At 61.0% G+C, this 23,360-nt stretch carries 27 protein-coding genes; 15 read left to right on the forward strand and 12 right to left on the reverse strand.

All coding sequences use genetic code 11. From position 1 onward, the window contains the following. The first annotated feature begins 72 nt into the window (after positions 1–72). The 4 genes from B5P46_RS17355 to B5P46_RS17370 all read left to right on the forward strand — a co-directional run bounded on the left by B5P46_RS17355 (position 73) and on the right by B5P46_RS17370 (position 2,404). Entirely contained in the window at positions 73–333 is a 261-nt protein-coding gene (locus B5P46_RS17355; protein WP_024319537.1) for an accessory factor UbiK family protein, read from the forward strand. Positions 334–722: 389 nt separating this feature from the next. Next, positions 723–1,223 (forward strand): YbjN domain-containing protein, encoded by a 501-nt coding sequence (locus tag B5P46_RS17360; protein WP_003541709.1) that lies wholly within the window; start codon positions 723–725, stop codon positions 1,221–1,223. A 1-nt stretch (position 1,224) separates the two neighbouring features. Next, on the forward strand, positions 1,225–2,052 hold the full coding sequence (gene proC, locus B5P46_RS17365) for a pyrroline-5-carboxylate reductase (protein WP_129419730.1): 828 nt from the start codon (positions 1,225–1,227) through the stop codon (positions 2,050–2,052). Positions 2,053–2,062: 10 nt separating this feature from the next. Further along, a complete protein-coding gene (locus B5P46_RS17370; RefSeq protein WP_129419731.1) occupies positions 2,063–2,404 on the forward strand; it encodes a tRNA-binding protein in 342 nt (113 codons plus the stop codon). A gap of 14 nt (positions 2,405–2,418) precedes the next feature. On the opposite strand, the gene B5P46_RS17375 is transcribed toward B5P46_RS17370, so the two are convergent. After that, positions 2,419–3,114: an MBL fold metallo-hydrolase gene (locus B5P46_RS17375; RefSeq protein WP_129419732.1), complete on the reverse strand. Its 696-nt coding sequence runs from the start codon at positions 3,112–3,114 to the stop codon at positions 2,419–2,421. 287 nt (positions 3,115–3,401) lie between these two features. Between B5P46_RS17375 and B5P46_RS17380 the strand changes: the two genes are divergently transcribed. Beyond that, positions 3,402–4,019 carry a DUF1236 domain-containing protein gene (locus tag B5P46_RS17380; protein WP_129419733.1) on the forward strand — a complete coding sequence of 206 codons (618 nt, stop codon included), beginning with the start codon at positions 3,402–3,404 and terminating at the stop codon, positions 4,017–4,019. A 183-nt stretch (positions 4,020–4,202) separates the two neighbouring features. Further along, a complete protein-coding gene (locus B5P46_RS17385) occupies positions 4,203–4,472 on the forward strand; it encodes a hypothetical protein (protein ID WP_003541697.1) in 270 nt (89 codons plus the stop codon). Between the two features lie 140 nt (positions 4,473–4,612). On the opposite strand, the gene B5P46_RS35530 is transcribed toward B5P46_RS17385, so the two are convergent. Next, entirely contained in the window at positions 4,613–4,786 is a 174-nt protein-coding gene (locus B5P46_RS35530) for a hypothetical protein (RefSeq protein WP_432431476.1), read from the reverse strand. A gap of 303 nt (positions 4,787–5,089) precedes the next feature. Here B5P46_RS35530 and B5P46_RS17395 point away from each other — a divergent pair, with 303 nt between their 5' ends. Genes B5P46_RS17395 through B5P46_RS17405 form a run of 3 tightly spaced genes read left to right on the forward strand, consistent with a single transcriptional unit; the run spans position 5,090 to position 7,684 of the window. After that, positions 5,090–5,581 carry a MarR family winged helix-turn-helix transcriptional regulator gene (locus B5P46_RS17395; RefSeq protein ID WP_017989072.1) on the forward strand — a complete coding sequence of 164 codons (492 nt, stop codon included), beginning with the start codon at positions 5,090–5,092 and terminating at the stop codon, positions 5,579–5,581. Continuing rightward, positions 5,582–6,283 (forward strand): response regulator, encoded by a 702-nt coding sequence (locus B5P46_RS17400; protein ID WP_129419734.1) that lies wholly within the window; start codon positions 5,582–5,584, stop codon positions 6,281–6,283. 24 nt (positions 6,284–6,307) lie between these two features. Beyond that, entirely contained in the window at positions 6,308–7,684 is a 1,377-nt protein-coding gene (locus B5P46_RS17405) for an ATP-binding protein (protein WP_129419735.1), read from the forward strand. 26 nt (positions 7,685–7,710) lie between these two features. Here B5P46_RS17405 and B5P46_RS17410 read toward each other — a convergent pair whose 3' ends face one another. The 6 genes from B5P46_RS17410 to B5P46_RS17435 form a co-directional block, all read right to left on the reverse strand. Further along, positions 7,711–8,448: an ABC transporter ATP-binding protein gene (locus B5P46_RS17410; RefSeq protein ID WP_129419736.1), complete on the reverse strand. Its 738-nt coding sequence runs from the start codon at positions 8,446–8,448 to the stop codon at positions 7,711–7,713. Positions 8,449–8,452: 4 nt separating this feature from the next. After that, entirely contained in the window at positions 8,453–9,295 is an 843-nt protein-coding gene (locus tag B5P46_RS17415; protein WP_129419737.1) for an ABC transporter permease, read from the reverse strand. 19 nt (positions 9,296–9,314) lie between these two features. Further along, positions 9,315–10,283, reverse strand: coding sequence for an aliphatic sulfonate ABC transporter substrate-binding protein (locus tag B5P46_RS17420; RefSeq protein ID WP_129419738.1), 969 nt, complete (start codon positions 10,281–10,283; stop codon positions 9,315–9,317). A 237-nt stretch (positions 10,284–10,520) separates the two neighbouring features. Further along, positions 10,521–10,979 (reverse strand): BA14K family protein, encoded by a 459-nt coding sequence (locus B5P46_RS17425; RefSeq protein ID WP_206735365.1) that lies wholly within the window; start codon positions 10,977–10,979, stop codon positions 10,521–10,523. A gap of 141 nt (positions 10,980–11,120) precedes the next feature. Beyond that, positions 11,121–11,336: a cold-shock protein gene (locus B5P46_RS17430; protein ID WP_003561293.1), complete on the reverse strand. Its 216-nt coding sequence runs from the start codon at positions 11,334–11,336 to the stop codon at positions 11,121–11,123. Positions 11,337–11,821: 485 nt separating this feature from the next. Beyond that, entirely contained in the window at positions 11,822–12,712 is an 891-nt protein-coding gene (locus B5P46_RS17435; RefSeq protein WP_129419740.1) for a DMT family transporter, read from the reverse strand. A 98-nt stretch (positions 12,713–12,810) separates the two neighbouring features. Between B5P46_RS17435 and B5P46_RS17440 the strand changes: the two genes are divergently transcribed. After that, entirely contained in the window at positions 12,811–13,281 is a 471-nt protein-coding gene (locus B5P46_RS17440) for a DUF3052 domain-containing protein (protein ID WP_129419741.1), read from the forward strand. A 4-nt stretch (positions 13,282–13,285) separates the two neighbouring features. Here B5P46_RS17440 and B5P46_RS17445 read toward each other — a convergent pair whose 3' ends face one another. From B5P46_RS17445 to B5P46_RS17455, 3 genes are read right to left on the reverse strand one after another with little or no spacing between them, the layout of a single operon-like run. Continuing rightward, entirely contained in the window at positions 13,286–14,428 is a 1,143-nt protein-coding gene (locus B5P46_RS17445; protein WP_129419742.1) for a PQQ-dependent sugar dehydrogenase, read from the reverse strand. 58 nt (positions 14,429–14,486) lie between these two features. Further along, a complete protein-coding gene (locus tag B5P46_RS17450; RefSeq protein ID WP_129419743.1) occupies positions 14,487–15,260 on the reverse strand; it encodes a class GN sortase in 774 nt (257 codons plus the stop codon). Then, positions 15,250–17,637 carry a marine proteobacterial sortase target protein gene (locus B5P46_RS17455; RefSeq protein WP_129419744.1) on the reverse strand — a complete coding sequence of 796 codons (2,388 nt, stop codon included), beginning with the start codon at positions 17,635–17,637 and terminating at the stop codon, positions 15,250–15,252. Before B5P46_RS17455 ends, B5P46_RS17450 begins: the two co-directional genes overlap by 11 nt. 384 nt (positions 17,638–18,021) lie before the next feature. Here B5P46_RS17455 and B5P46_RS17460 point away from each other — a divergent pair, with 384 nt between their 5' ends. From B5P46_RS17460 to B5P46_RS17480, 5 genes are all read left to right on the forward strand, one after another. Beyond that, positions 18,022–19,224, forward strand: coding sequence for a pyridoxal phosphate-dependent aminotransferase (locus tag B5P46_RS17460; RefSeq protein WP_129419745.1), 1,203 nt, complete (start codon positions 18,022–18,024; stop codon positions 19,222–19,224). Positions 19,225–19,326: 102 nt separating this feature from the next. Then, positions 19,327–19,587 (forward strand): type II toxin-antitoxin system Phd/YefM family antitoxin, encoded by a 261-nt coding sequence (locus tag B5P46_RS17465; protein ID WP_003593113.1) that lies wholly within the window; start codon positions 19,327–19,329, stop codon positions 19,585–19,587. Positions 19,588–19,589: 2 nt separating this feature from the next. Further along, the gene (locus B5P46_RS17470; protein WP_129419746.1) at positions 19,590–19,976 is read left to right on the forward strand and encodes a type II toxin-antitoxin system VapC family toxin; all 387 of its coding nucleotides are present in this window, start codon (positions 19,590–19,592) and stop codon (positions 19,974–19,976) included. Positions 19,977–20,158: 182 nt separating this feature from the next. Then, entirely contained in the window at positions 20,159–21,061 is a 903-nt protein-coding gene (locus B5P46_RS17475; RefSeq protein ID WP_129419747.1) for a glycosyltransferase family 8 protein, read from the forward strand. Positions 21,062–21,107: 46 nt separating this feature from the next. After that, on the forward strand, positions 21,108–21,977 hold the full coding sequence (locus tag B5P46_RS17480; RefSeq protein WP_129419748.1) for a 3-deoxy-manno-octulosonate cytidylyltransferase: 870 nt from the start codon (positions 21,108–21,110) through the stop codon (positions 21,975–21,977). Between the two features lie 100 nt (positions 21,978–22,077). Here the strand turns inward: B5P46_RS17480 and B5P46_RS17485 are convergent, their stop codons facing one another. Continuing rightward, positions 22,078–23,181, reverse strand: coding sequence for a calcium:proton antiporter (locus tag B5P46_RS17485; protein ID WP_129420511.1), 1,104 nt, complete (start codon positions 23,179–23,181; stop codon positions 22,078–22,080). Positions 23,182–23,360: the final 179 nt, after the last annotated feature.

Consider the following 23,360-nt stretch of genomic DNA (forward strand, 5'->3'; position numbering starts at 1 on the left):
ATAGCGAAGCCCTACCTCAATCCTCGAAGCCCTGAAGGGCTGAATTACCTCATGCGAAGGGAGAAAAACGCCATGACGACCGGAACGAACCGCATCATGGACGAATTCGCCAAGCTGATGACCGATGCGGCCGGTGCCGCCCAGGGCGTCCGCAAGGAGATCGAAACCGCCTTCAACGCCCAGGCCGAGCGTTGGCTGAACAGCATGGACATCGTCAAGCGCGAGGAGTTCGAGGCCGTGCGCGAGATGGCGATCAAGGCACGCGACGAGAACGAGGCGCTTGCCGCCCGCATCGCAGCACTCGAGACGAAGCTTGCCGGCGAGGGCGCTTAAGTCCCGATACGACACAGATGCGGCGTTGCCTTCATGCCACACGCCGCATCTTCCTTAAAAAAACCAGGTGAGTTTTCCACCTGTGGACACTGCCAAAAAAGCCAATTCGCAGAGTCGCTTATTCTCCCTTCTGAATTGAATTTCGAAGAGCCTTTCCACAGTGGCCGGTCCTATTTTCCGTTCAGGGGGCTGGCAGGGGGCAAGGGGCGCTATACACTGATTTTAAATGATGATTCGAAGCGACTTGGTAAGCTCCGGGCAGGTTATCTGCGTTAAGTCTGGCAGCGGTTCAACGATCATCCGAGTGGTGGTTCCGGTATTTTGCGTGTGTCTTTCTTGTGTTCGTACACCAAGTTAGGTCGCATTCGTTCCGGTCAAGAAGGTGCTGCATGAACCTGATGGAATTGGAAGTCGAGCGTCAGTCGAACCCGGTCGATATGATCGAGTACGTTGCCTCCAACAACGACTGGTCGTTCGAACGGTCCGGCGAGGACGAGATCGCGATGACGGTCGAGGGGCGCTGGACGGACTACCACGTCTCCTTCTCCTGGATGGAGGAATTCGAGGCGCTGCATCTTGGCTGCGCCTTCGACATCAAAGTTCCCGACATCAGGGTCAACGAGGTGGTCAAGCTGCTCTCGGCGATCAACGGGCAGGTGCTGATGGGGCATTTCGACCTCTGGCGCCAGGAAGATGTCGTCATTTTCCGGCAATCCCTGCTGCTTGCCGGCGGTGCGGAGCCCACCAATCGCCAGGTGGAGGTGCTGCTTTCCAGCGCGCTCGACACCTGCGAAGCCTATTTCCAGGCATTCCAGTTCGTCGTCTGGTCCGGCATGGAAGCGACGAAGGCGATGGAAGCGGTGCTGTTTGAAACGGTCGGCGAGGCATAAGATGCCGACGAGCCCTTTCTCCTCGACACATCCCGTCGTTCTGATCGGCGCCGGAAACATGGGCGGGGCGATGCTCTCCGGCTGGCTGAAAAGCGGCGTTCCGGGTTCGGCCGTCATCGTTGTCGATCCCGGCCCGTCGCCGGCCATGCTGGCGACGATCAGCGAGGCTGGCGCGACCCATCTGACCGCGCTTCCCACGGATTTGAAGGCAAGCGTGCTGTTCCTCGCGGTCAAGCCGCAGGTGATGGAGACGGTGCTGCCGGCGGTGAAGAGTGCCGTCGGGCCGGACTCGGTCGTCGTCTCCGTCGCGGCGGGCAAGACGCTTGGTTTCCTCGAGAGACATCTCGGCAAGGCCGCCATGGTGCGGGCTATGCCGAACACGCCAGCCATGGTCGGGCGCGGCGTCACCGGCGCCTTTGCCAATTCAGGGGTCGGCGATCAGCAGCGTGAGCGCGTCCATTCCCTTCTGCGCGTCTCGGGCCCGGTCGAATGGGTGCCGGCGGAAGCCGACATCGATGCCGTGACGGCGCTTTCGGGCAGCGGTCCGGCTTATGTATTCTATCTCGTCGAATGTATGGCGGAGGCAGGCCGTAAACTCGGCCTGCAGGCGGACCTCGCCATGCGTCTTGCGCGGGAAACAGTCGCGGGGGCTGGTGAACTCATGCACCAGTCCCCCGACGACGCTTCGCGGCTGCGCGAGAATGTGACCTCTCCCGGCGGCACCACGGCGGCGGCGCTCGCCGTGCTGATGGCCGAAGACGGCATGCAGCCCTTGTTCGACGCAGCCCTTGCGGCGGCACGCAAGCGGGCCGAAGAACTGGCTGGCTGACGGAGACCATATGGCCGAAGAGATCACCTACGCCGATTTCGAGCGTGTCGATATCCGCGTCGGCACGATCATCGAAGTCAGTCCTTTTCCGGAGGCGCGCAAGCCGGCGTTCAAACTCCTGATCGATTTCGGTCCTGACATCGGCACGAAAAAATCCTCAGCGCAGATTACCGTGCATTATACGCCGGAAAGCCTGATCGGCCGGCAGGTACTCGGCGTCGTCAATTTCCCGCCGCGCCAGATCGGGCAGTTCCGCTCGGAAGTGCTGACGCTGGGTTTCGAGGACGAGAACGGCGCGATCGTGCTTGCTGCGGTCGAACAGCCGGTGCCGAACGGCAGAAGAATGATGTGAGCGCGAGCTTACAGCTATTTGTTCCGGGCTTCGCCCGACGTGGCAGGATCGGCTCCTCCACGAGGTCTGATCTCCTGCAGGAATGGATTGCTTCGTCGCTCGTCGCCGATGCGGCTGCCGGGGCCGTGGCCGCAGATGAAGCCGACGTCGTCGCCGAGCGGCAATACCTTGTCGCGGATCGAATCGAGAAGCTGCTGGTGATTGCCGCCGGGCAGGTCGGTGCGGCCGATCGAGCCGTTGAAAAGCACATCGCCGAGATGAGCGAAATTCTGCGCACGGTTGAAATAGATGACGTGGCCGGGGGCGTGGCCGGGCGTGTGATAGACCTCGAATTCATGGGTGCCGAAAGAGATCTTATCGCCGTCCTTCAGCCAGCGGTCCGGTACGACGTCGCGCAATCCTGATATGCCGTATTTTTCAGCCTGGGTCTCGATCTGCTGCAGTAGCGGCAGATCGTCCTGATGCGGGCCGACCACGTCGATGCCGAGCGCTTCCTTCAATTCACTGGCGCCGCCCGCATGGTCGAGATGGCCGTGTGTCAGCCAGATTTCCTTGATGGTCAGGCCGTTCTGGGCAATCGCCTGCAGGATGAGCGGCACGTCGCCGCCGGGATCGACGACGACACCTTCCTTGGTATCGGGATCGAAGAAGATGGTGCAGTTCTGCTGGAAGGGTGTCACCGGAATGATGCCGGCCTGGAGCATGCCCATAGGTGCCTCGCTTGGTGTCTCTGCTGCTTCGGGTATAGTCCGAAACCGCTGCAAGGACAGCCGGAATCTTCCGCCATGGCGGCCTGCCTCACGGCAAAAAGACGGACTGCAACAAGAATTTATGCCTCTCTTCGCCATTGCCGTAGAACGGAAAAATCGAATTTTGTTCAATTCTTCAAGGTGCTTGCATGGAATCTCCCACAAGCGGTGTTTCGCTGGGCGGAGTGCCGGGGAACATCGTGGAACCCCGCGCGTTGTCAGCCCATCGAAACCAAGGAGACGCTCACATGACCTTGAAGAGAAACATTCTGCTGGCTGGAGCCGTGCTCCTGGCGAGCGGCGGTCTTGCGCAGGCGGAGATGATGGCGACGACGGTCAACGATCTCAACGTTCGCGCCGGCCCGGGCCCGCAATATCCGTCGGTCGGCCTTGCTACCCGCGGCTCGACCGCGGTGCTCGACGGCTGCATCGAAGGCAGCCGCTGGTGCCGTGTCGACGTCAACGGCATGCGCGGCTGGGTCTATGCCGATTATCTGCAGGTCGATCATGGCGGCAGCTCCGTTATCGTCGAACAGCACCGCGCTGAGATCGGCGTTCCCAGCGTGACTTACGAGTCCACCGCGAGTGTCGTTCCGGCCGATCCGCAGCCGGCACCGGGCGACGAGTTGCTCGGCCCCGTCGGAGCGGTCGAGACCATCACCCCGCCAGAGACGGTCCGCACCTATATCGACACCAATCCGGGCCAGACGGTGCAGCTCGGCGGCGACGTCGTCGTCGGCGCGGAAGTGCCCGCCGATGTCACCTTCCAGACGATTCCCGACTATGAGTACCGCTATACCAGGATCAACGATCGGCCGGTGCTTGTCGATCCCGGTACGCGCCGGATCGTCTACGTCTATCAATGACGTGATCGGCAGAAACTGAGGCGAGGCGGACGTCGGACCGCCTCGTTCCGGGACGCTTCTCCCTGCCTTAATCCCGTATCGGTTGATTTTTCTTAACGCTTTCCTCCAAAATATGCTAAAATACTAATATGCCGAAGGTTCGGCATGGATCGGCGATCGGGGAGATCGCCAGAGGAGGAAATCATGGAAGCCCTACTTCCGCTCATCACACAATTGATTGCCGGTGCAATCGGCGGCAATGCCGCAAGCGCCGCTTTGAAGCAGCAGGCGATCAACGTCGTCGCCCGTACGATCGCCGGTGCGATCGGCGGCGTTGCCGGCGGTATGCTGCTCAGCATGGTCGGTGGGGAAGCGGCCATGACCGGCCTGATCGCCGACGGCATCGGCGGCCTGATCGGCGGCGGCATTCTGTCGACGCTTGCCGGACTGGTCATGGCACGGGCGCATAGATAAAGGCCCGACCGGTCTGTATCTACAGCGCCGCGCGTCTTTTCAGATGCGCAAAGGACGCTGTAGTACTTTGAACTGCTGCATCCTTAAATCGATTCCGATTTAAGGAATTTTGCAGTGGCCGGACCGATTGCGTGAGGGCCTTATTCGGCGGCGATCGCCGCCGGATAGACTTCCTTCATGTAGTCGTTCATCAGTGTTTCGAGATCGTCGACGGGCGCGCTCGCCTTCGAAGACGGCGCTGGCATATGCAGGCCGTGGGTCAGCACGTGGATCTTGGCGCGCCTTTCCAGGCGACGAACTCGCCGTTGAACCATATTTGGCCGTCCAGTTGGTCGAAATGAACTGAAGCCATCCCTAACCCCATCCGGCGCTTCACGCGCCATGCCTGTTGATTGTTGTCCCCATTACGTTTTATCCACAGACGCAAGGGGAAATCGCGTATTGCGTCGGAGTGTCGGGCGGGCCTTGGTTTCCGGGGAAATGCCAGGGAAATGAGAGGCCGTGCGGGGCTCCCGCAGAGTTCGCGGAAGCTAATAGCGACGAAAATTTATGTCACTTAAGCTGACATATCTTCGCGAAAGTTTCCGGCAGCGCGCGGAAAAAGAAGGGAATGCCGAGTGTCACGACAGACCGGCCCGAAAGCAGGCAAGCCAGAGCCGCTGGCCACGCCGATGGAAGATACTGATATCATCGATTTCGAGATCATCGAGCTGTTCTTCTTCGCCTATCGCGACTTCGTTTCCGATCCTGACGCTATCCTTGAAAAGAGCGGCTTCGGCCGGGCGCATCACCGCGTCGTGCATTTCGTCAACCGCAATCCCGGCATGACGGTAGCCGATCTTCTCGAAACGCTGAAGATCACCAAGCAGAGCCTTGCAAGGGTGCTGAAACAGCTGATCGACTCAGGCTATATTCGCCAGGTGGCAGGTCCCGAGGACCGGCGGCAGCGCAAGCTCTATCCGACGAAATCGGGACGAGAGCTGGCGCTTGCCCTTGCCGAGCCGCAATCGCGCCGCATTGAGCGGGCATTCGAAGGGGCTTCTGCGGAGGTGCGGGAGGGCGTAAAAGCTTTCCTCAGCGGCATGCGGGACAGACAGAAGGCGGATTGAATGGCGGTCAAGACAGATATTTCCGACGACGCGGCGCATTTGCTGGTGGTCGATGACGACTCCCGCATCCGCGCGCTGCTCAATCGTTATCTCGCCGAGAACGGCTTCCGCGTCACCGTCGCCGCCGACGGCGCCGAGGCGCAGCGCAAGCTTGCGGGTCTCGATTTCGACCTGATCATCATGGATGTGATGATGCCCGGCGAATCCGGCATCGACGTCACCCGCGGGCTTCGCGCCATCAAGAACGTCCCGATCATCATGCTGACGGCGCTGGCAGAATCGGGCAACCGCATCGAAGGCCTCGAGGCAGGCGCTGACGACTATCTTTCCAAGCCCTTCGACCCGCGCGAACTGGTGCTGCGTATCAACAACATCCTGCGTCGCAACGCCGGCGGCGAGGGACCGAAGATCGAACAAGTGATGTTCGGTCCCTACACCTTCTCGCTGACCCGCAAAGAGCTGAAGAAAGCCAGCGAGGTGATCCGGCTCACCGACCGCGAGCAGGAGATCATGCTGCTCTTTGCGCGGCGCGCCGGCGACACCATCCCCCGCCATGAACTGATCGGCAACGATACCGAAGTCGGCGAGCGGACGATCGACGTGCAGATCAACCGGCTGAGGCGTAAGATCGAGGACGATCCCGCCAATCCCGTCTGGCTGCAGACCGTGCGCGGCATCGGATACAGGCTGAGCATCGACTAAACTCAAGGTTCGGGACCGGCGCTGATGGTGACGATCGACAGCTTGCGGCGGGAAGACCGCACTTCTGCGCCGGGCTGGCGCTCGATCGCCCGCTGGCTGCGCCGGCGACTGCCGACCGGACTTTACGCGCGCTCGCTGCTGATCATCATCATTCCGATGGTGCTCTTGCAATCCGTCGTCGCCGCCGTCTTCATGGAGCGCCACTGGCAAATGGTGACGGAGCGGCTGTCGCTTGCGGTCACCCGTGACATCGCCGCGATCATCGAGATCATCGAGACTTATCCGCAGAATTCGGACTATAGCGAGATCATCCGCATCGCCCGCGACCAGCTCAGCCTGCAGATCTCGATCGAGCCGGACGGCGACCTGCCGCCACCGCGCGTCAAGCCGTTCTTCTCGATCCTCGACGGCATCCTCAGCGACGAGATCACCGACGAGATCCATCGGCCTTTCTGGATCGACACGGTCGGCAATTCGAACCTCGTCGAGATCCGCATCAAACTCGACAACAAGATTCTGCGGGTGCTGACCAAGCGCAGCCAGACCTATGCCTCGAACACGCATATCTTCATCGTCTGGATGGTCGGCACCTCGCTGGTGCTGATCGGCATCTCGATCCTCTTCCTGCGCGGGCAGATCCGGCCGATCCTGACCTTGGCGCGAGCGGCCGAAAGCTTCGGCAAGGGGCAGAAGCCCGATAATTTCTATCCGCGCGGTGCCGACGAGGTCAGGCGCGCCGGCCTTGCCTTCATCCTGATGCGCGAGCGAATCGAACGACAGATCGAGCAGCGCACCGCGATGCTCTCCGGCGTCAGCCATGATCTGCGCACCATCCTCACCCGCTTCAAGCTGCAACTGGCGCTGGCCGGCGACAATCCCGACCTGCATGGCCTCAACGATGACGTCAACGACATGCAGACCATGCTGGAGGCCTACATGGCCTTTGCACGCGGCGAGGTCGAAGAGGATGTCGGCGAGCTGAAACTCAGTGAGATCTTCGCAAAGCTGGAATCCGATTTCGCCCTGCACGGTAAAAAATTCAGCTATTCGATCGAAGGCGACGACGACATCTCCGTCAGGCCGAACGCCTTCATGCGTCTCGTCACCAACCTTGCCTCGAACGCGCGCCGGTATGCCGATAGGCTCGACATCGAGGCCAAGCACAATGCCAAATGGCTGACCGTCATCTTCGACGATGACGGGCCTGGCATTCCCGAAAAGAACCGTGAGGACGTGTTCAAGCCGTTCTTCCGGCTGGATACGGCGCGCAACCTCGATGCATCAGGCACGGGGCTCGGCCTTGCGATCGCCCGCGACATTGCCCGCAGCCACGGCGGCAACGTCACCCTCAGTGACAGCCCGCTCGGCGGGCTGAGGGCGACGATCCGCATTCCGGCCTAACAGGCCTGCGCCAAATGGGCAGCATATCAGGTGGACTGCAGCGATATATTAAGCGACATGAGCAGCTGTCTTTTCGCGGCCTCGAACGACGCCGATGCCCGATCACGCTTCCTCGGCAGGTCGATGCTGATCTCCTCGAGAATGCGACCCGGCCACGGTCGCATCACGATGATCCGATCGGCAAGGACGAGCGCCTCGTCGATATCATGCGTCACTAGCACGAGCGTTGGGCGCGTTTCAGCCCATATGTCGAGCAGGTGATCCTGCAGATCGGCGCGCGTGAAAGCATCGAGGGCCGAAAAAGGCTCATCCAGTAGCAGCACCTCCGGTCGGGTGATCAGTGCACGGGCGATTGCTACCCTTTGGGCCTGGCCGCCCGACAACTCCTTCGGCCAGCGTCCGCCCAATTTCCCGAGGCCGACCTTTTCCAATGCGGCTTCCACCCGCTGTCTGCGATCATCGCCTTCGAGTTCGGTGAGGCCGAAACCGACATTGTTTGCAACGCTTAGCCAGGGGAACAGGCGGGGCTCCTGAAAGATGAGATTGATCAGCGGATGCGGCTTGGTGACCTGTTCGCCATTCAGCTCGACCGTTCCCTGCGTGGGAATGTCGAGGCCACTGATCAAGCGCAGCAACGTGCTCTTGCCGCAGCCGGATCCGCCGATGATGGCGACGACTTCTCCCGGGGCCAGCCCGAGCGAGAAACCCTCCAGGGCACGCACTCCATTTGCATAGGTTTTTCCCAAATTACGCAGCGTCAGCATGGGCTTATCCCTCGCGCCTGTAGCTGTCCTGCCAGGTCAGGAAAGGTGTCGTCGCCGCAAGCAGAAGACTGTCCGTCAACTTGCCTACGACCGCGAAGGTGAGGATGGCAGCCATGATCTGGTCCGGTTTGCCCATTTGCTGGCCATCGACGAGGAGATAGCCGAGGCCCTCCGAAGCTCCCATGAATTCCGCTGCGACGACAAACATCCAACCGAGACCGAGGCCGGATCGCAAGGCAGTCACATAGGCCGGGAAGACCGCAGGCAGCATGACCCGCCGCACCAGTGCGAAGCCAGAAAGCCTGAAGATGCGCCCGACCTCGACAATCTTGCGATCAACCGACAGGATTGCGCCGGAGATGCCGAGATAGACCGGAAAAAACACCCCGACGGCGATCAACGCCACTTTCGATGTCTCGAAGATCCCGAACCAGAGAATGAAGAGCGGCACCCAGGCGATCGACGGAATGGAGCGGAGCGCCTGAAGCGACGGATCGATCAGTCGACGGGCGAGCCCAAAATATCCAGTTATAGCGCCGGCGATCGTGGCCGTGACGGCGCCGATCGCAAATCCGAAGAACACCCGGACGGTGGTGACGCCGATATGATTGAGCAGTTCGCCGGACTTCAAGAGCGTCCATAGCGTCGCGGCGACCCTGGACGGCGGCGGCATGAGACGGCCTGAGAACCAGCCGGCCGCGACGGCAATCTCCCAAAACAATAGCCCGAGCGCAGGCAGCAGAACAGCCACCGCCACCTTGTTGCTCACTCCATAAAAGATTGACGCCGCGACCAAGCGCGGCGTCCTCGTTTCCGTCTTGATACCGGTTTCGGCCAAGTCCGTCATAGCGATGATCTATGCTCTGTTACTGGGTTTTCCCGACCGCAAAACGATCGTCGATCAGCTCGTTCGTGACTTTGGGAATGTCGACGTCTGCGGGCAGGACATCGGCGCTTTGCAGAGCGATACCCGCTTTCGAGATCGTGTCGCGCTGCAGGTCGCCGATCGTCGATTGCGAGATGTCTGTACGCTCCAGCTGCTTGGCGATCACCTCGTCCGGCAGCTTTGCCGCTTCCACCAGCGCCGCCTTGAGTGCCGCAGGATCGGCAAGCGCCTCGGCCCGTGCCTGCTCATAGACGGCGACGACGCGCTTGATGATGTCGGGATGTTCGGCGGCAAATGTCTCGGTCGTATTGAGCACGCCCCAGCTGTTGTTTTCAGGCTTGCGATAGAAGAGCTTCGCCTTGTCATCCACTTCGGCGGCCGCCATCAGCGGATCGAGCCCGGCCCATGCATCGACATCGCCACGCAGAAGCGCCAGCTTGCCATCGGCATGCTGCAGCAGCACCAGCTTCACGTCCGATTGTTTCAGGCTGGCATCCGCCAAGGCACGGACGAGAAAGACATGCGGATCGGTGCCGCGCGTCACCGCGATCGTCTTGCCCTTCAGATCCTGAACGGTGGAAATCGGACTGTCGGCGCGGGTGACCAGAGCCGTCCATTCGGGGCGCGAATACACATAGATGGATTTGATCGGATTGCCGTTGACCCGCGCGATCAGTGCCGCCGCACCCGCCGTCGAGCCGAAATCAATCGATCCGGCGTTCAGGAATTCCAGCGCCTTGTTCGAGCCGGCGGATTGCACCCAGCGAATGCTGATGTTGTCCTTGGCGAATTCCTTTTCCAGCAGGCCCTCCTTCTTCAGAAGAACACTGACGGGATTATAGGTCGCCCAGTCGATCCTGATTTCCGAAAGATCGGCCGCATCAGCCGATGACAGCCCCAGCCCCAAGGCAACCGCGACACCGATCACCGCCGAACGAAACACGCCCATAATTTATTCCTCTCCTTACCATTGCCATCGATAGGTTGAGATAACCTACGGACAATGGTGACGGGCGAGAAACCTATAACGTCTAATTCTATGGAATTTGTGGAAATATTTTTCCTCTGCCGCGGGGTGCGGTGCGCAATATCAAGAAAGCGGATGCGCGGGAGAGGGCCAACTGATGGGTCGACAAAAGAAAGCGCCGCTGAAGAGCGGCGCTTGGCATCAGGGATGATGGCGAAATCAGCCGGCGGTGCAGAAGTGACTGCGGCCGTCATAGCCGATATAGGTGCCGCTGCGCGGATCGAAGGAGCGGTAGCGGTAGGAGCAGTAACGCTGCCATTGCGGCGACCAGGGCTCCACCGCCGTGCGGACCGGTGCGTAATATTGCGGCTGATCGACATAGACGCGGCGCGGGGCGCGATAGACCGGAGCGGGCTCGTAGTAATCCGGCTCGTAGGCCGGGTCGATGTAGCGGCGCTCTTCGTAAACCGGACCGTTATTGGCATTGGCGATGGCAGAGCCGACGATCAGGCCGGTGGCAAGGCCGACGGCGCCGCCAACCCACGCATCGTTATTGCCGTGATGATTGCCATGGCGCCAGTGGCGGTCGCGGGCCGAGGCTTCACCGACGGCGGAAAGCGTGAGTGCGGCAGCGGTTGCCGTCAGCAGAAGGGTCTTGGCGAGCCTGTTCATAAGCATAAATCCTAATCCCGGGAACCGAACGCCGGTCCCTTTCTCGATGGTCGCAGTAGTATAGATTTGTAGCTGAACGAAGGCTGAACGACAAAACCCGGCATCGCTGCCGGGCTTCAACTCGAATTCGCCAGACTTGTTAAGGGTTCAGCCCGCAATCTGCAGATTGACGGCCTTCGGGCCCTTGCCGCGGCGATCCGGCTCCGTGTCGAAGCTTACCTTCTGGTTTTCCGTCAGACCGGCCAGGCCGGAGGCCTGAACGGCAGAAATGTGAACGAAGATATCGGCGCCGCCCCGGTCCGGCTTGATGAAGCCGAAGCCTTTGTCGGTATTGAAGAATTTTACAGTGCCAGTCTCTGCCATGCCTCAGGTCCTTTTCTCTCTGCCCGCCATCCACACGGGCAGCATCATAGCATTGCCTCCTTGCGGGAGGTGTTGGCAGGCAATTCTTGAAATGTGAGAAAAAGGTCCCCTCTACCTCGGCCTGTTCCAGGCAGGACTTTCGCCCGCCATTTTCGGAACCGGCTGACCGGAATATTAGCGTTCCCGGCGCGCAAATACTTAAGGACTTCCCATGCTCGCAAAATGCCCGAACGCGCTGAGAGTGCTGCGTTTAAAGGATTTTGGCAAGCAAAAGTTTTTTAACGTGTCGTTCGGGGCACACCCTGCCGATATCCAATTTGCGCAAAAACGCAAAATTTCCTTCGCCGATAGGGAATGATTAACGTTTTATATCGTCTGCAATATAAGTTCCGAGCAGATTTTCCCAAAAATGCAACGTGAACGCGTCTCCCGCATCCGACAAATTTTTTTTCCGATGGGTGACTCACCCATATTTGGACGCGTGTTCACGTGGCTGGCAGGCGTCGGCGGGTCAATCCCGGCACGAGTTCGACCACAAGCATAGCGATAAACATGAGCGCGCAACCTGCATAACCTGTTACCGGCATCGTTTCGCCGAGCAGCAGGGCTGCAAGCGAGGCGCCGAAGAGCGCTTCGGAAGAAAGAAAAATCGCGGCCTGCGAGGGCGTCGTGTAGCGCTGGGCGATCACCTGCAGCACGAAAGCCACGCCCGAGGAGAAGATGCCGACATAAAGGATCTCCGGCGCCGCGGCCTGTATTGCCGAAAGGCTGACCGGTTCGACCGCTGCGGCAACGGCCAGCGCACAGACTGCGGTGACGGCAAATTGCGTGGCGGAGAGTGCGAGCGGTCTTCCGGTCTCGGAAACGGTCGTGCCGGCAAGGGTGATCTGAATCGCCCAAAAGACGGCACAGACGACGGTCAGCAGATCGCCAGGTGTCAGCGCCGAGAGATGGCCGCCGGACAGGAGATAGATGCCGGTGACCGCCATCAGCGCGCCTGGCCAGATGATCCAATGCGGGGCACGGCGCAGGAAGAACACGGCGATCAGCGGTACGAAAACGACGTAGAGACCGGTGATGAAGCTGGAATTCGTCACCGTCGTCGTCTGCAGTCCGACCTGCTGCGTGGCTGCGCCGCCGAAAAGGGCAAGGCCGATCAGGATATAGAGCTTCGCATGGCGTGCGCTGGTCTTCTCCTTTGCCTTGCGCGCTTCAAAAAGGACGAAAGGGAGCACCGCCAGCGTGGCGACGGCAAACCGCAGGCCAATGAACCAGAAGGGGCCGATCGCCTTCATCGCCGTCGACTGCGCGACGAAGCCGCCGCCCCAGATGGCGGCTGCGAGCAATAGGAGAAGGTTCGCCTGAACGCGCGTCATGTCGTCCTCGATAGGAAGGGAGATGTGCCCGAGCGGTTAGCAGTTGCATTTCCTTTCGGCAAGGGTGAAGACGTCATGCCCGTTGACGGAGGTGGAGCATGCGACGCGAGGAACAGCGGCCGGTCGGCGACGTGGCTGTGCCCGGGACGGCAGGCTATTCCGGCACGCCGCTCGTCAGGAAACTCGGCCTTGCACATGGGCAGGCGGCCGCTCTTCTCGGCATTCCCGAAACGATCGGGAACATCAATGGTTTCGACGGTTTTGCTTCGGTCGTCCGCACGCTTCCCGAGATGCCTCAGCGTGCATTCGACTACGTGCATCTGTTTACGACAGAACGTGCGGCGCTGGAGGCTATTGCGCCCGCGCTTTTCCGTGTCCTGAGGCGGGACGCGATGGTCTGGATCTCCTGGCCGAAGAAGAGTTCACGCGTGCCGACTGACATCACCGAGGACGTGCTGCGGGAGGTTCTGCTTCCAACCGGGCTCGTGGACGTCAAGGTCTGCGCCGTCGACGAGATCTGGTCCGGGTTGAAATTCGTCATCCGCAAGGAACTGCGCGGCGCGTTGTGACGTCTCAGCCGTTACGGGCTTGGGCTCTCGAGATCCTGAGCAGCGCGCCGTTGTCCTCGTCCGTCACCATCAGCAGCGCGCCGTCGGGTGCGACGACGACGTCGCGGATGCGGCCGTATTCGCTCTTGAACATACGCTCTTCGGTGACGAAGGCGCCGCCGTCGTCGCGCTGCATGCGCGAGAGCAGCTTGAACTTCAGCGCCGCGACGAGGAAATTGCCGTCCCATTCCGGGAACATGGCTCCTCGATAGACGACGAGCGCGCCAGGCGCGATCGAAGGATCCCAATAATGCAGCGGCTGTTCCAGCCCTTCCTTGGCGGTGCCTTCGCCGATCTCGGCGCCCGAATAGTCGCGGCCATAGGTGATGATCGGCCAGCCGTAATTCTTGCCGGCCTCGGGCTGGTTGATCTCGTCGCCGCCGCGCGCGCCGTGTTCGACGGTATAGAGCTTGCCATCCTTCGCGTCGAAGGTGATGCCCTGCGGATTGCGGTGGCCTTTCGACCAGATTTCCGGCAGCGCCTTGCCCCCGTTCTTAAACGGATTGTCGGCAGGGATGCTGCCATCGGCATTGATATGGATGATCGAGCCGGCATCGTCCTGCCAGTTCTGCGAGCGGTCGCGGTTGCCGCGATCGCCGACGCTGATGAACAGCGTACCGTCGGGAGCAATCGCAATACGCGAGCCGTACTGGATATTGCCTGACGTGAAGCGCCGCATGGTGAAGATAGGCGTCACGGCGTCGAGTGTCTTCTCGTCAGTGGTAAGCGTGGCGCTGAAGGCTTCGGTGCCGGAGCCCTGGCTGTTGGCGATGGCGGCGGTGAAATAGAGTTTGCGAGATGTCGCAAAGTCCGGCGCGAGCGCCACGTCCATCAGGCCGCCCTGGCCACGGGCGCTAACCTTGGGCACGCCCCCAATCGGCTCGGAGACCTTGCCGTCGCGGACGATGCGTATGCGGCCCGGCCGCTCGGTGACGAGATAGGCGCCATCGGGCAACACCTCGACCGCCCAGGGATGTTGGAGGCCGTCGGCGAGCTTGTCGACACGGACGGCGAGTTCCTGCGTGTTGATTGTGTCGGCCGCATCCGCGGACATGGCGCCGAACAGGACCAGCGCTGCGGCGAAATGGAAGGCGGACATTCTCTTCATCGTGCATCCCCGTCGTCTCTCCAGGCGAACGTGGAGCGGGCAGGGGAGAGCTTCAACCTCATTCGGTCTGCAATAACGGCTTTGTGTTTACCGGTTGAACGGAGCCCGTCGCCTGGCCATCGACCAGTTCGGCCTCCAGGATGTAGCGCAACGGCCCGCGTTCCACAGTGTCGAAGGGCCAACAGGTGGTCAGCACCAGGCGGTGGCCATCCGAGGAGGGATCGATGCCGTTGGCATCCCACGCGGCGATGCGGCCCTCGCCGGCCTTGAAGGTCAATAGTTTGCCGTCGCGGCGAGTGACCTCGATCGTATCGCCCGGCCTTATATATTGCAGCCAGCGGAAATGCGTGTCGCGATGGGCGGCGATGACAGAGGTGCCTTCCTCGCCGGGCTGTGGCGTGTTGACGAGCCAGGCCGGACCGAAGGCCAGAGCCTCGCCAGAGGCGCCGGCGAGCACGATCGCCTCCTTGCCGAGACGGGGGGCGCGCACCTTGGCCTCCGTGGTGAAATCCGCCCAGGGCCAGGGTTTTGTCTCTTCGCCTCGCAATTCGGCGGCGAAGGCGCGTTTCAGCAGGATCTGGGAGAGTTCCGCTTTCGCCTTTAGCAGGAAGCCGTCGCCGATCAGCGCCAGGCCATAGAAGGCAAGGCCGGCGATGGCAAAGGCGATCGCCTTTTCGATCGAGGAAAGACGCCAGAGGAAGAAACCCTTCCGCTGGCGAGGCTTCGGCATGTCGTGGGCCGTGGCGGCGGCCATGGCGAGTTCCAGATAGGTCGGAAGCGGCTCGAATTCGGCCGCTTCCTCGTTCTGGCTTGCGGAGAGCCTAGAGACCATTGCGCTTGGCTCCGACCGCGATCATGCGCTTGAGGCGGCGCCGCCAGACGGCCAGTCCGCTTGCCGCCGTCAGCGCCAGGAGCAGCATGGTCAGCCCGCGGATGATCTGCTCGTCGGCGCGCGTCGCCGTCTGCGGCAGGTTCACGGTCGTGCTTTTTTGCGCGATCATGGTGGCTGCCTTGGCGGTCGGGGCTGCGGCCATCATGTTTGCGATCTCAGGCGATGCGGCGAGATCCTGTGTTTCGGCCGCCGCTTGCTCCGGCCTGGCGTTTCCTGCCGGCGTAGCCGAGCCATGGCGCTCTCCGCCGCCAGGAGGGACAGTGTTTTCGCCGAAGACCTTATCGAAGTCCCAACCATCCGGCAGGTTGAGCGGCAGCTTCGCCGAGCCGAGCGGCTGATCGGCCGGGCGCGACGGGGTGACATCCACGGCAACCAGGCTGGTGACCCGGGAGACGAGATGGTGGGCGAGCGCCACGGTCTCGATATCCTTGTCGAGCGCGACCGGATCCTGACGCTCATAGGCACGGGCCTCGAAATCGTCGATTTTGCGGCGTGCCCAGAGCTTGGAAATACCGTTGCCGTCGGCGGCATTGGCGATATCCATCTCGACGCGCCAAGGCTGATCGCCTGTCTTGCCGACGATCTGCAACTTGCCGGCGGGCTTATCGTCAGGCAGCTGCGCGGTCAGCACCACGGGTTCGCCGCTGTAGAGGTCCGGCATCGGGTTCGGCGTGATATCCTCGGCTTCGATGCCTTGGAAGGTCGCGGCGATATCGGTCATGGCTGGGTTCTGTAGCTTGGCGAAAAGCTCGCCCATGCGGCTTGCCACCTGATCGGTCGAGCCGATCGCCGTGAAGGTGCCGCGGCCGACTTCGGCCGCCTTGGTCATGAAATAGGTGTTCGGCGCCGAGCCGATGCCGACGGTGAAGACGCGGGCGTCGCCGCGGTTTGCGGTGATTTCCTGGAACAACTGCTGTTCGTTGCCGATCGCGCCATCCGTCAGGAACACGACCTGGCGCAGCGCTCCGGTGGCGACCGGTCCCTGGTTGCGTAGCGCAGCCTGCAAGGCAGGCAGCATTTCCGTGCCGCCGTCGGCTGTCAGGCCTCGGACATAGGCGATCGCCTTTTCGCGATTGTCAGGGGTGGCAGTGACGAGACCTTTGAAGTAGTCCGTCATTGTATCGTCGAAGCGGATGACGTTGAAGCGGTCGTCGGGGTTCAGCTTGGAGATGGCAAGCGCCAGGCTCTGCCTTGCCTGCTCGATCGACGGGCCGGACATGGAGCCGGAATTGTCGATGACGAAGACCACCTCGCGTTTTGCCGGCGGCGCTGCCGTATCCGGGGCCGTGGGCGGGGTGACGAAGGCGAGCAGATAGGTCTTGCCGTTCATCACTTCGCGGAAGAGGCCGGCACTCGGCATTTTGCCGGGAGCGGCCTTCCAGGTGAGTTCGAAATCCTTATCGGCGGGAACGGTGTCCGCCTTCAGGCTGATCATTCTCGCCTGGTCGCCATCCTGGCTGATATCGACCGCGTGGAAGGACGATTTGACATCGCCGAGCGGGAAACCGGCCTTGAGGTCGACGGTCAGCGAAACCGGATTGATCCTGGCGTTCTCACGCGGATCGAGCACGGGGGCTTCGATCTTGTCGCGGTTTTCCACCGGGTCGCGCGGCGTGGCGAAACCGGCGCCGTTGTTGAACTCGACAGTCTGGACGATCGGCGCCGGATTGTAGCGCGGAGCGACGACCATCGGGAAGCGCAGCGAGAACTCGCCACCCGACTGGTGGACGGTCTGCTGGTATTCGATCTGGACGACGATGGTTTCGCCGGGACCGATATTGGCGACCTGGTTGGTGAAGATGTTCGGCCGCTGCTGCTCGAGCAACGCCGTCTTCTTGCCCTCGGCCTTGGCCTGCTCGTAGATCTCGCGGGCTTCCTGGCGCGGCTTGATCTGGCCTTCGATGAAGCGTTCGCCGATCTGCATTTTCAGCGCGTCGACGGCGGAGTTGTCCGGCAGCGGGAAGACGTAGGTGCCTTCGACCCAACCCTGGCTCGGATTCTGGAAGCGCTGCGTCACCTTCACCCTGGCGATCGGGCCGGAGACATCGATGGCGACATCGGTCTTCAGCCGCGGCGCTTCGACATAGAAGCCCGGCTCCTTCGACGGAAAGAGCAGCGAGCCGCTATTGACGTCGTTCGGCCGGACAAGCGCTGCGAGCTGGGCGGATGCCTGCGGCGTCTCGGCGGCGCGGGCGGCGGAGGCAAACCCCAGTATCGCGGCGATGCAGGCGGCAAAGGCGGTGACGGCAATAAGGACTGAAACGGAAATTCGGCGCGCACGAATGCGCCCTATGGTAAACTCATCGTCCAGAAACATTGGCATACCCTCAATAACCAATTTCGGATGCCCGATGATGCGGCTTCGATCTCGGCGCGCTCGCGACCGAATTGCGGCGTGGCGCGGCATTTGTTGCGGCTTATTCGTGGCAATGGCCGAATTCGACGATGCCACTGATTTCAGGGGATAAATCCGGATGACTTCAAAGATTGATTCAAGATCTGCGCATAGCGTTTCGACCGCGTGACGCAAGGCTTCTCCGAAGGGGCGGCATGCCGGGTGGGCGGAGTGGCGAACCGATCAATAAGAATCATGCCACCATGACGCCTTTCCGCTTGAAATGCCGTCATACATTGGACATAGAGCTAACCGCAGAACTCCGGTCCCGGCTTTCTGCCCGTTTCAACCATTAGGACCGTTATCATGGCTTTCCTTGCCGATGCTCTTTCCCGTGTGAAGCCTTCAGCCACCATCGCCGTCTCCCAGAAAGCGCGCGAGCTGAAAGCAAAAGGACGTGACGTCATTGGCCTTGGCGCGGGTGAACCGGATTTCGATACGCCCGATAATATCAAGACGGCCGCCATCGACGCGATTAACCGCGGCGAGACGAAGTACACGCCGGTTTCCGGTATCCCGGAACTGCGCAAGGCGATCGCCGCCAAGTTCAAGCGCGAGAACGGCCTCGACTATTCCTGGGAGCAGACGATCGTCGGCACCGGCGGCAAGCAGATCCTTTTCAACGCCTTCATGGCAACGCTGAACCCCGGCGACGAAGTCGTCATCCCGGCGCCTTACTGGGTTTCCTATCCTGAGATGGTGGCGCTGTGCGGCGGCACACCGGTTTTCGTTTCGGCCACCCAGGAGCATAACTTCAAACTCCAGGCGGCCGATCTCGAAAAGGCAATCACGCCGACGACCAAGTGGTTCATCTTCAACTCGCCGTCCAACCCGACGGGGGCGGCCTATACACAGGACGAGCTGAAGGCGCTGACGGATGTGCTGATGAAGCATCCGCAGGTCTGGGTGCTGACCGACGACATGTACGAGCACCTGACCTATGGCGACTTCAAGTTCGTCACGCCTGTGGAAGTCGAGCCGAAGCTTTACGACCGTACGCTGACGATGAACGGCGTCTCCAAGGCCTATGCGATGACCGGCTGGCGTATCGGCTATGCGGCCGGTCCGATCCAGCTCATCAAGGCCATGGACATGATCCAGGGGCAGCAGACTTCGGGTGCGACGTCGATCGCCCAGTGGGCGGCTGTCGAAGCACTGAACGGCACGCAGGACTTCATCCCTGCGAACAAGAAGATCTTCGAAGGCCGTCGCGATCTCGTCGTTTCCATGCTGAACCAGGCCAAGGGCATCGTCTGCCCGGTGCCGGAAGGCGCCTTCTATGTCTATCCGTCCTGCGCCGGTTTGATCGGCAAGACGGCTCCGTCGGGCAAGGTGATCGAGACCGATGAGGATTTCGTTTCCGAATTGCTGGAATCCGAAGGCGTCGCCGTCGTTCACGGCTCGGCCTTCGGCCTAGGCCCGAACTTCCGCATCTCCTACGCGACTTCGGAAGAGCAGCTCGAGGAAGCCTGCCGCCGCATCCAGCGCTTCTGCGGCGCCTGCAAATAAGCGGACTGCAATCAGAGCGACCCAAGGCCTGCCGGTGACGGCGGGCCTTTTTTGTTGTGCGCGACGTTGACGATGTAGCTGCATGTGGCTACATTTGACGGCATGAAGACCGTTTCGATCCGCGATGCGAAGAACCGCCTGACCGAGCTTGCCCGCGAGGTCGAGGAAGGCGAGACCATTGTCGTGACGCGGAACGGCCGTCCGGTGTTCGATCTCGTGCCGCATCAAAAACGCGGCGGTTTGAACCTGGAGGCAGGGCAGGCTTATCTTCGCGCACGCGGCATTACCAATCCGGTGCCGTTCATCGCGGATGATTTTGATGATCCGCTGCCCGAGGATTTTCTCCTGAAGCCTTTGCCGTAGCCATGAGGCTTCTCCTTGATACCCATATCGTTCTCGCGATCCTCCGCAAGGACGTCGGGCAACGGTTCCCGGAGATCGCCGCGCTGCTTGGTGATAGCAAGACTGAGGGCTTCGTCAGCGTCGCAAGTCTCTGGGAAATGGCGATGAAGGCTCGATTGGGAAAGCTGGACCCTGGCATGCCGCTTGAAGACGTCGCGCGGTCTCTTGAGGAGATAGGGCTGATATTGTTGCGGATAGAAATCCAGCACGTCATCACCGCCGCTGACCCCGAGCCGGAGACACGTGATCCCTTCGATCGCCTGCTGCTTGCGCAATGCAAGGTCGAGGGGCTGCAGCTTGCGACAGTCGACCGGCTGCTCGTTGATCATCCATTGGCGCTGCGGCTCTAAGTTCACGTTCCGATTCAATATGCTCCTAATCTGAATCCGCTTCGCCTCGCAAGTCGTTGAAATCCGATTCAAAACGTGACGCAGAGTGACGGTCTGGCGGGTGATCTGCGGTTGCGGGTTGGCATCAAACCAACTAGATATCCCGCATCAAGCTTGAGTTGCCGCTTCGGGAGGCCGGGATTTTGCAGCAGAGTGCCGTCATCGTCTGTTCGGATGTCAACATGTTGCCGGCCGCCTGCTGCACCCTGCTTTCCGTCAAGCGCAATCTCTCAAGTTCCACCGTGGAGTTCCTGCTTCTCGGTATCGACCTCAAGCCGAACGAGATCGCCGAGGTCGGAAATTTCGCGCGGCTGCACGGCATGACAATCAAGGTGCTGCCCTACAATACGCCGGATACGCTGCAGGCGCGGGGCCGCTGGTCGGGCGCGACGCTGGCGCGGCTCTACATGGATCTGCACATTCCCGATCATGTCGAGCGTCTGCTCTATCTCGATGCCGATGTGCTTGCGGTTGCGCCGGTCGACGACCTCTTCGCCATGGATTTGCAGGGCAAGGCGCTTGCCGCCATAGACGATTATGTCATGGCCTTCCCCGAGAAGGCCGGCGCACGGCAGCGCAAGATCGGCATGCAAGAGGGCGGCCGCTATTTCAATGCCGGTGTGCTGCTGTTCGACTGGTCGGCCTGCCGGTCGAGGGGGCTTTTTGCCAGGACACGGGAGATCTTCGAGGAACGATCGCATCTTTTCGAGAATAACGACCAGGATGCGCTGAACGTCACTTTCGATGGCGACTGGCTGGTGCTCGATCCGCGCTGGAACACGCAGACCGGCCTCCTGCCTTTCGTCCGCCGGCCGGCGATCATCCATTTCACCGGCCGGAAAAAGCCGTGGCAGCCGACTGTGCCGTGGGTGCATCGCCGGATGGCCAAGCGTTATGCCGAGGATCTCGCCAATACGCCATGGGCTTCCTTCTGCAGGCAGCCGTCGATGACGGGCCGGGTCGCGGGGTTCCTTTCGCATTTGGGAAAGCGGATCGGCGGGCTGGCGCGGCTGGCGCGGACACGCGCTTATTTCAGCAACAGCTAGTTGGACGGCAGAGCGCGCCGTCCTTGGAAAGTGCATGTGAGCCGATATGGAAGCAATCCCCAGCGACACGCAGACCATGGCCGCCCCGGATAGCGGCTTCAATTTTCTGACGCCGGAGGCGTGGAAGGCGCTGTTGTCGCACTATTCCCACGTCGTGCTGGTGGCAAACAGCGAAGCCGTCGACTTCAAACAGCTGCGAAGCGAATTGCCGGAGACGGCTCTCTATGTCTTCTTCAACAATGTCTATAAGGTGCTCGACGAACCCTTCGCCGGCCATGCAGTGCTGTTTGCCCGCAGCGGCGTGATGGGCGCCAATATCGTTCACCGGCGCGAGGTGGGGGATGTGCTGCGCTTTTTTGCCGGCGACGATTTTCTGGGCGTCGTCAACATTCGCGTCTCCCCGGAGGAAAACTTCAGCGAGGAGAGCGGCTTCAAAGGCGCCAGAACTCGCCACCTCGATCTGACGCAAATGCTCAGCGGTCTCTATCCGATGGGCAAGATTGCGACGAGCGGCTTTGCGATGGCGCTCTGGCTCGCCGACCTGCAACTGCCGGGCAAGATTCTGCTGGCCGGTTTTTCGGCGAAGAGGAGCGAGAAGTGGAAGGTCTTCGACGTGCACGACTGGACGTTCGAGCAGATCTTCCTGCGTCTCTTTGCACGGATGGGCACGATCTCGATGATGGGCGGCGTGGATGCCAGCCCCTATACGGCACTTGCCAGACGGTTTCCACAGGTGCCGCCGATCGAGATCGCGATGACGGCGGCCGAAGTCCTGTCGGAACGGCTTCACAACGCAAATAGCCAGATCGACAGGCTCATGTCCGTCACCAAATCCATCCGTGCCATCGAGGGTTTCTTCCGGCGCTTCAAGCCGAAAACCCGCAAGCAGCGTTTCCTCGAAAAGTCGAAGGAATGACTGTCGAAAGCTCTCCTCAAAAAGTGAGCTGTCAGGCTGTGAGTTGACGTTACGCGTGCGGATAACTGCTATCCGTTCCCCTGTCGGGGAGAAGAAGCCTTCAAAGCCCCAGCGCCGTCAGCATGACGAAGGTGGCGAAGAGGATGAAATGCGTCATGCCCTCGATGGCGTTGGTCTCGCCGTCGTTGAGGTTGATCGCGGCGGCAATCAGCGTGATCGCAACCATCACCGTCTGCACCGGGGTCATCGCCATGATGAAGGGCTGGCCGGTATAGAGCGCGATCGCCTCCATGACGGGCACCGTTAGGATGACCGTCGACAGCGAGGCGCCCATGGCGATGTTGACCGTCGCCTGCATGCGGTTCCTGAGTGCCGCCCTTAATGCGGTCAGGATTTCGGGAGCGGCCGAAATCGCTGCGACGACGACGGCGGTCACGGCGATCGGCGCACCGCTGTCGCGCAGGCCTTCGGTCATGAAGGCGGCCATGAACTCCGCGAGCAGGCCGATGATGACGACGCCGACGAGAATGGTGGCGATCGAGACGGCGGTCGGCTCATCGGGCTCATGCTCGTGCGGGCTTTCCTTTTTTCGTTCGAAGCGCGGATAGCTGTAGCTGAAGAAATAGCTGTGCTGGCCAACTTGCATGCGCAGGAAGAGGCCGTAGAGCGCGATCATTGCGACGATGGTGAAGGCGGAATAATAGTGCCATTTGTCGCTGGGCACGAATTCCGGCACGATCATCGAAATGCCCATGGCGGTGAGGATCATCACGCCGTAGGTCTTGCCGGAATTGTCGTTGTAGGGCTGTTCGCCGTGCTTGAGGCCGCTGAGCAGGGCGGCCAGGCCGAGAATGCCGTTGATATCGAGCATCAGGGCCGAATAGATCGTGTCGCGCACCAGCGTCGGCGAGCTTTCGCCGCTCATCATGATGGCGAGGATGATGACTTCGACGGCGACGGCCGAGAGCGTCAGGATCATCGTGCCATAGGGATCGCCGACCTTGACGGCGAGTAGCTCGGCATGATGGGCCACGCGGATCGAGGCGAGCACGATGGTGCCGACCAGGCCAGCGGCGGCAATCAGCGCGACGCCGCGCCCCATCTCGATCACCGCATGTTCGAAGAAATAGGCGATCGCTGCAACGACAAGTGCGGCGACAAGAAACTTTTCCTCTTTAAAGCGTGACGCGATCCCAAGCCTCAGCTCCTGTCCCGATTCATGCGCTCTATCTAAGTCACTGATTTCGCATATCAAGCAAGTCCTGGTCGAGTGCCATTTGCAGTCTTCGGCGTTTAATGGAATACTGAACGTCATCGGGGCCGGAAAGCAGATCGCGGCGTCCTCGAATTCTCGTCAAGCGGCCGCGATGATCCGGATCATTT

Source organism: Rhizobium leguminosarum, assembly GCF_004123835.1.
Lineage (GTDB): Bacteria > Pseudomonadota > Alphaproteobacteria > Rhizobiales > Rhizobiaceae > Rhizobium > Rhizobium leguminosarum_M.

What these genes read in the sequence shown, in the direction of transcription:
- B5P46_RS17460 (WP_129419745.1), top strand. Translation starts at nt 18,022, where the DNA reads ATGGCTTTCCTTGCCGATGCTCTTTCCCGTGTGAAGCCTTCAGCCACC.
- B5P46_RS17400 (WP_129419734.1), top strand. Translation starts at nt 5,582, where the DNA reads ATGGCGGTCAAGACAGATATTTCCGACGACGCGGCGCATTTGCTGGTG.
- B5P46_RS17375 (WP_129419732.1), bottom strand. Translation starts at nt 3,114, where the DNA reads ATGGGCATGCTCCAGGCCGGCATCATTCCGGTGACACCCTTCCAGCAG.
- B5P46_RS35530 (WP_432431476.1), bottom strand. Translation starts at nt 4,786, where the DNA reads ATGGTTCAACGGCGAGTTCGTCGCCTGGAAAGGCGCGCCAAGATCCAC.
- B5P46_RS17445 (WP_129419742.1), bottom strand. Translation starts at nt 14,428, where the DNA reads ATGAAGAGAATGTCCGCCTTCCATTTCGCCGCAGCGCTGGTCCTGTTC.
- B5P46_RS17425 (WP_206735365.1), bottom strand. Translation starts at nt 10,979, where the DNA reads ATGCTTATGAACAGGCTCGCCAAGACCCTTCTGCTGACGGCAACCGCT.
- B5P46_RS17435 (WP_129419740.1), bottom strand. Translation starts at nt 12,712, where the DNA reads ATGACGCGCGTTCAGGCGAACCTTCTCCTATTGCTCGCAGCCGCCATC.
- B5P46_RS17465 (WP_003593113.1), top strand. Translation starts at nt 19,327, where the DNA reads ATGAAGACCGTTTCGATCCGCGATGCGAAGAACCGCCTGACCGAGCTT.
- B5P46_RS17440 (WP_129419741.1), top strand. Translation starts at nt 12,811, where the DNA reads ATGCGACGCGAGGAACAGCGGCCGGTCGGCGACGTGGCTGTGCCCGGG.
- B5P46_RS17370 (WP_129419731.1), top strand. Translation starts at nt 2,063, where the DNA reads ATGGCCGAAGAGATCACCTACGCCGATTTCGAGCGTGTCGATATCCGC.
- B5P46_RS17405 (WP_129419735.1), top strand. Translation starts at nt 6,308, where the DNA reads ATGGTGACGATCGACAGCTTGCGGCGGGAAGACCGCACTTCTGCGCCG.
- B5P46_RS17450 (WP_129419743.1), bottom strand. Translation starts at nt 15,260, where the DNA reads ATGGTCTCTAGGCTCTCCGCAAGCCAGAACGAGGAAGCGGCCGAATTC.
- proC (WP_129419730.1), top strand. Translation starts at nt 1,225, where the DNA reads ATGCCGACGAGCCCTTTCTCCTCGACACATCCCGTCGTTCTGATCGGC.
- B5P46_RS17480 (WP_129419748.1), top strand. Translation starts at nt 21,108, where the DNA reads ATGGAAGCAATCCCCAGCGACACGCAGACCATGGCCGCCCCGGATAGC.
- B5P46_RS17360 (WP_003541709.1), top strand. Translation starts at nt 723, where the DNA reads ATGAACCTGATGGAATTGGAAGTCGAGCGTCAGTCGAACCCGGTCGAT.
- B5P46_RS17415 (WP_129419737.1), bottom strand. Translation starts at nt 9,295, where the DNA reads ATGACGGACTTGGCCGAAACCGGTATCAAGACGGAAACGAGGACGCCG.
- B5P46_RS17355 (WP_024319537.1), top strand. Translation starts at nt 73, where the DNA reads ATGACGACCGGAACGAACCGCATCATGGACGAATTCGCCAAGCTGATG.
- B5P46_RS17470 (WP_129419746.1), top strand. Translation starts at nt 19,590, where the DNA reads ATGAGGCTTCTCCTTGATACCCATATCGTTCTCGCGATCCTCCGCAAG.
- B5P46_RS17385 (WP_003541697.1), top strand. Translation starts at nt 4,203, where the DNA reads ATGGAAGCCCTACTTCCGCTCATCACACAATTGATTGCCGGTGCAATC.
- B5P46_RS17455 (WP_129419744.1), bottom strand. Translation starts at nt 17,637, where the DNA reads ATGTTTCTGGACGATGAGTTTACCATAGGGCGCATTCGTGCGCGCCGA.
- B5P46_RS17410 (WP_129419736.1), bottom strand. Translation starts at nt 8,448, where the DNA reads ATGCTGACGCTGCGTAATTTGGGAAAAACCTATGCAAATGGAGTGCGT.
- B5P46_RS17380 (WP_129419733.1), top strand. Translation starts at nt 3,402, where the DNA reads ATGACCTTGAAGAGAAACATTCTGCTGGCTGGAGCCGTGCTCCTGGCG.
- B5P46_RS17430 (WP_003561293.1), bottom strand. Translation starts at nt 11,336, where the DNA reads ATGGCAGAGACTGGCACTGTAAAATTCTTCAATACCGACAAAGGCTTC.
- B5P46_RS17420 (WP_129419738.1), bottom strand. Translation starts at nt 10,283, where the DNA reads ATGGGCGTGTTTCGTTCGGCGGTGATCGGTGTCGCGGTTGCCTTGGGG.